Origin of the sequence: Thomasclavelia sp. (assembly GCF_017889095.1) — a bacterium.
Lineage (GTDB): Bacteria > Bacillota_I > Bacilli_A > Erysipelotrichales > Coprobacillaceae > Thomasclavelia.
Genome location: NZ_JAGHEW010000022.1, coordinates 1 through 4,672, shown reverse-complemented (window position 1 = coordinate 4,672; position 4,672 = coordinate 1). Strand labels below are relative to the sequence as shown.

5 protein-coding genes are annotated in these 4,672 nt (G+C 30.0%); 4 read left to right on the top strand and 1 reads right to left on the bottom strand.

Going from position 1 to position 4,672, the window contains the following annotated elements; translation table 11 throughout:
• On the top strand, nt 1-733 hold a 733-nt coding region (locus tag J7M77_RS01090; RefSeq protein WP_296875139.1), incomplete at its 5' end, for an alpha/beta hydrolase.
• A 23-nt stretch (nt 734-756) separates the two neighbouring features.
• On the opposite strand, the gene J7M77_RS01085 is transcribed toward J7M77_RS01090, so the two are convergent.
• Nucleotides 757-1,602 carry a LysR family transcriptional regulator gene (locus J7M77_RS01085; RefSeq protein WP_296875138.1) on the bottom strand — a complete coding sequence of 282 codons (846 nt, stop codon included), beginning with the start codon at nt 1,600-1,602 and terminating at the stop codon, nt 757-759.
• 111 nt (nt 1,603-1,713) lie between these two features.
• On the opposite strand from J7M77_RS01085, the gene J7M77_RS01080 reads away from it, so the two are divergent.
• From J7M77_RS01080 to J7M77_RS01070, 3 genes are read left to right on the top strand one after another with little or no spacing between them, the layout of a single operon-like run.
• On the top strand, nt 1,714-2,472 hold the full coding sequence (locus J7M77_RS01080; protein WP_296875136.1) for an EFR1 family ferrodoxin: 759 nt from the start codon (nt 1,714-1,716) through the stop codon (nt 2,470-2,472).
• A gap of 11 nt (nt 2,473-2,483) precedes the next feature.
• Nucleotides 2,484-3,104 (top strand): flavodoxin family protein, encoded by a 621-nt coding sequence (locus J7M77_RS01075; protein ID WP_296875135.1) that lies wholly within the window; start codon nt 2,484-2,486, stop codon nt 3,102-3,104.
• Nucleotides 3,105-3,121: 17 nt separating this feature from the next.
• Nucleotides 3,122-4,522, top strand: a complete 1,401-nt coding sequence (locus J7M77_RS01070) for an ROK family protein (RefSeq protein WP_296875133.1) — start codon at nt 3,122-3,124, stop codon at nt 4,520-4,522.
• Nucleotides 4,523-4,672 lie beyond the last annotated feature (150 nt).

The window sequence follows — 4,672 nt, the reverse complement described above, 5'->3', positions numbered from 1 at the left end:
GTATAGTCATATTTATGTTGAAAAAACAATTGAAGTAATAGAAGCACTTTATCAAAATAGTAAAAAATACCCAATTTTTTATCATATTTACTCAAAGGAAGAAAGATTAAAAGACCCTTCTAAAAACAATACCGGACTATTTTTTTTCAAAGGAAAAAAGAATGCTCCCTTTGCTTTATGTAATGCTGGTGGTGGTTTTGTTTACGTAGGGGCTTTACATGACAGTTTTCCTCATGCTTTACATTTAAGTAAAAAAGGCTATAATGCATTTGTCTTGATCTATCGGATCGATCATCCTTATGATGATCTAGCTAAAGCTATTTCTTTTATTTATCACCATCATCAAAGCTTAGAAGTTGATTCAAAGCATTATTCTCTTTGGGGTGGTTCGGCCGGGGCTAGAATGGCGGCAACTTTAGGAAATAAACAAATATTAAATTCCTATTTTGATGGTCACATCCCTCAGGCAGATGCGATAATCATGCAATATACTGGTTACAATCGGGTATCTAAAGATGATGGACCAACTTATGCTTGTGTCGGAACTAATGACTGGATTGCAGATTATAATGTTATGCAAACAAGATTAAAACGATTAAGTAAGTTAAATATTGCAACGGAATTTCATTGTTATCCTGGTTTGGAACATGGCTTTGGTCTAGGATTAAATACAATTAGTGAAGGCTGGATCGATGATGCGATTAATTTTTGGCAACGACAAATCAAGCAATAAAAGCTATCGAACGATAGCTTTTATTAGTTAAGATGATATAAAAATGATGCTAATGAATGTTCATTTTCTTTTAAGTACCAGCAATAAAAAGTGACTTTAGCTTCTTTATCACTAATAGGAATGATTACTCTATTTTTAGGCATACCATCATATTCCATTGTAAAACTTGAAGTAAATGAAGGTAAAGTTGACAGTTCAATTAAATCATAGAAATCATTACGATCTTGTTGAATGTAAAATTTAGTATTAGCCATCTTATCTTGATAAATACTGCTCCAAAAACCGATATTGGACATTAACAACATTTTTTGACCATCCATTTCTTTTAAAGAAATGGATTTTTGTTTAGCTAAAGGATGATCGTAAGGTAATGAAAAATAAAGTTGTTCATCCATAAAAGGAATACTGCCAACTTGGTCGTCTTCAATGTCATAAGGCATAATAATTACGGTGTATGTCTGATCTTGTAAACCGGCTATTAAACTATTATTATCTTTGATTTCGCTAGAAATAGATTTTTCGGGAAAAAAACGCATTGCTTTTTGATTTAAAACAATACTAGGTGCGGGAGCACAAGAACCAATGGCAAAAGTATGTTGTTTTTTATCAAAATCAATTAATTGTTTTTTCATATTGTCATAGTCATTTAATAATCGTTTAGCTAGTTCAACGGCTAAAAGGCCAGTTTCATTAAAAATAATCTTGTTTTTTGATCGTTCAAACAATTTGATTTTTAATTCTTCCTCAATTCGTTTCATTGATTTAGTTAAAACAGGCTGGGAAATATGTAATTCTGTTGCGGCTTTAGAAAGTGTTTTAAACTCATAAAAAGCAACTAGGTGTTTTAATTGTTCTAATTCAATACTCATGTTAACTCCTCTTTTCACTATTCATATTCATTATAGTAGACTTCAATATTATTATTGTACTTATTTTTTTTCTTTGATTAAAATTATAAGTGAAAAAAGGAGGAAAAGCCAATGTTATTTTATTTTACTGCCACTGGAAATTGTTTATATGTAGCTAAAAAGATTGAATCTAAAATATATAGTATTCCTCAAGAGTTAAAAAAAGATAACTTAAACTATCAGGCAAATCAAATTGGCATTGTTAGTCCGATTTATGCTGGTGAATTACCAAAAGCAGTTAGAAGGTTTATTGAAAAAGCTAATTTTGAAACCGATTATTTTTATTTGTTATTAACTTATGGAAGTAACGATAGTGTTGCTACGTCTTGGAGTAAGAATTTTTGTCAAACAAATAATCTTAAAGTTGATTATATTCAAACTATCAAAATGGTTGATAATTATTTACCAGCATTTGATATGGAAAAAGAAATAGCTTTGGATAAAAAAGTTGATGAACAGCTAAAAAAAGCTAAGACTAATTTGTCTAATCAGGTCCATTTTATTCCAAAACCTGATGATGAAGCTAAAAAATTATATGAACAAGTTCAACAAAAATTTAAAGAGCAGCCCTATTTAAATAATGGTGAAACAATCATTATGTCAAATCGTTGTGTTGGCTGTAATATTTGCAAGCAGGTTTGTCCAATTGGTAATATTGAAATAGTTGATGGCAAAGCAAAACGATTAAATAGTAAATGTGATTTTTGTTTAGCTTGTGTACATAATTGTCCATTTAAAGCTATTGATTTAAAAGAAGATAAAAATAATCAAGCACGCTATCGACATCCCTTTGTTTCATTAAAAGAGATTGTCAAAGCTAATCATCAATAGGAGGTAGAAAAATGAAAGTGTTAATAATTAATGGTAGCCCCCACGGAAAAGGGAATACTAGAATTGCTTTAGATGAAATGGTCAAAATATTTGATCAAAATGAAATTGAATCGGAGATTATACATCTTGGTCATAAAGATATTCGGGGCTGTCTAGGCTGTATGTCTTGTAAAAATGGCTATGGAAAATGTGTAATCAATGATGTTGTTAATGAAATGACTGAAAAATTTGCAAATTGTGATGGTCTTGTTGTTGGTACACCAGTATATTTTGGTTCAGCTAATGCAACTTTAATTGCTTTTTTGACTAGATTATTTTATAGTACTCCAGTAGATAAAACGATGAAAGTTGGGGCTAGTGTTGTTGTTGCTAGAAGAGGTGGCATTTCAGCGACTTATGATGAAATTAACAAGTTTTTTGCCATCTCCGGAATGCCGATTGCTTCATCACAATATTGGAATGGAATTCATGGTCGTGAAAGTGGGGAAGCTTCAAAAGATGAAGAAGGACTTCAAACTATGCGAGTTTTAGCAAGAAATATGTCATTTTTAATAAAATGTATTCATGATGGCAAAGAAAAGTATGGTTTACCAGAAAAAGAAGAATTTAAACGTACAAATTTTATTCGATAGTAGAAAAGAGGAGTAATATGGCTAAAATACAAGATTTTAATTTTAAAGAATGGATTCAAGATCATCAAAATGTACCTTATAATGTTGTAGTAGACAGTGATGATTGTATTAAACTAGTTACTGATTATGGCGAAGCAGTAATTAGCTTTATAGAAGTTGATATTTATCAAATTGTTGAATTTAAAATTATTTCTTATAAAGATGATTCTGTGAAATTTTATCTTCATTTTGAATTAAATGATGAGGCTCATTCTAAACAGCTGTATGATGAAATGGTGGAAACATTGATTAATTTAAAAGAAGAGAAAACGTTGCAAGTATTATTATCATGTTCAGCGGGATTGACTACTTCAATGTTTGCCGAAAACTTAAATTCAGTAGCTGAAATGTTAGGTTTAGATTATCATTTTAATGCTGTATCTTATTTAAGTATTTACGAAGAAGCTAATAATTATGATGTAATTTTAATTGCACCACAAATTGGTTATATGCTTAAAAGATTACAAGAAAGTCTACCTGAAAAATTAGTTTGCCAGATTCCTACCGCGTTTTTTGCGTCGTATGATGCTTTATCAACGCTAAAATTTATTCAAAGTGAGTTAGAAACATTTAATCAAAATAAGAAAGAAAAAGAGAATAAAGAAAAATGTAGTTGTTGTCAAGAGTATACAAAAAGAATTTTATCGATCGTGCTTTTGATCAGTAAAGAACAAACCCGAATTTATTATCGCTTATACGATAATTGTGAAATTATTGACAGCAATCAAATTATTAAACCGTCAATGAATATTTATGATTTATATGATATTATAGATACTGTTTTATTAAAGCATACTTATATTGATGTAATTGGAATTGCTTCACCAGGTATTGTTAAAGATGAAAAACATTTAATTGAACCTGCAAATGGCAAAGTTATAGATATAAAAAAAGATTTTGAAGATAAATATAATATTGATGTTTTTGTTTATAATAATGCCAATGCTGCCGTAGCTGGTTTTTCATTAGAACATCCTGAATATCAAAATATCATTTACCATTCACAACCATTTGGGTTTGGAAATGGTGGACAGGGAATTATTTCTAATGGGCAGGTAATTAAAGGGAAAAATGGAATTGCTGGTGAAGTGAAATATTATATGAAACGAATGCAATTATCAAATGATATTTATAAGCTGGCATGGAATCAATTTGGTATGCTCGAATTAGTTACAAAGGCTTTACTGCCGGCAATTACAATTATTGGACCAGAGGCAGTAGCTATTTATTCACCAATGACACCTGATTTAAACGAGATAAAAAAGACACTTTTATCTTTTATTGATGAAGAATTTTTACCCGATTTTTATTATATTAAAGAACCAAGTGTTTATATGTTAGATGGTGTAGTGGAATTATGTATTAATCAAAAAGTTTAAAAGTCACTGTAGGTGGCTTTTTATTATTATATAGGAATTTAGATTCGTTTAGGTGAAAATCAAAAGCACCCAGCCTGTACGTATATCATTACAGCCGGGTGTTTCTGTGAAACTGAAAAAGTGTTAGAAAATTACTGTTTTTTCCTAACC